Here is a 580-nt window from a genome sequence, read left to right on the forward strand (position 1 = left end):
CTTTCCTTTTCCAAAATCGAGGGCAGACATGGGACGTATGCGCTGATTGACAAGGGGGAGAACCGGGACAGGGAGATAAGGAAGCCCCGCCCCTCTATCCGGGCGCAGCTTAAAGCGGACAAGGCAAAGACCGCCCCGAAAAAGGCGGCGGCAAAAACAAAAAATCACGATATGGAGGTATGAGCATGATTAGACTGACTGTTGAAGAAACAAACCTTTTGAGCATTTACAACGAGGGCGGCAAGCGGGCTTTGATTGAGAATGTCAACGCCGCGCTGCCCTACATGGACGCGGATATGCGGGAGCTTGCAAAGCGCACCCTTTCCAAAGTGGACGCTTTGACCGAAGCGGAATTTGCAGAGCTTCCCATTTACGCCGCTGATGAAGTATGAACGGGGTTAAGCGGCTGACGCCGCCCCAGAGCCGGAAAGTCAACGCCCTTGTGCGCCGGACGTGCTGCAATTATGATAATGGGAACTGTATCTTACTGGACGACGGGGACGAGTGCGTATGTCCGCAGCTCATTTCCTATTCGCTTCTCTGCAAGTGGTTCCGGGTTGCGGTGCTTCCCGCCGACAGG

2 protein-coding genes and 1 pseudogene are annotated in these 580 nt (G+C 54.7%); all 3 read left to right on the forward strand.

The features are described from left to right. A pseudogene (locus tag D5281_RS25235) lies at nucleotides 1-183 on the forward strand (hypothetical protein); the annotation flags it as partial. Then, nucleotides 180-392 carry a transposon-transfer assisting family protein gene (locus D5281_RS25240; RefSeq protein ID WP_004607965.1) on the forward strand — a complete coding sequence of 71 codons (213 nt, stop codon included), beginning with the start codon at nucleotides 180-182 and terminating at the stop codon, nucleotides 390-392. The pseudogene D5281_RS25235 and the gene D5281_RS25240, both read left to right, overlap by 4 nt. Further along, nucleotides 389-580: cysteine-rich VLP domain-containing protein (locus D5281_RS25245; protein WP_277935645.1), on the forward strand; the 192-nt coding region annotated here is incomplete at its 3' end. The genes D5281_RS25240 and D5281_RS25245, both read left to right, overlap by 4 nt.

The sequence above is a fragment of the Parablautia muri genome (assembly GCF_009917485.1).
Classification (GTDB): Bacteria; Bacillota; Clostridia; order Lachnospirales; family Lachnospiraceae; genus Suilimivivens; species Suilimivivens muri.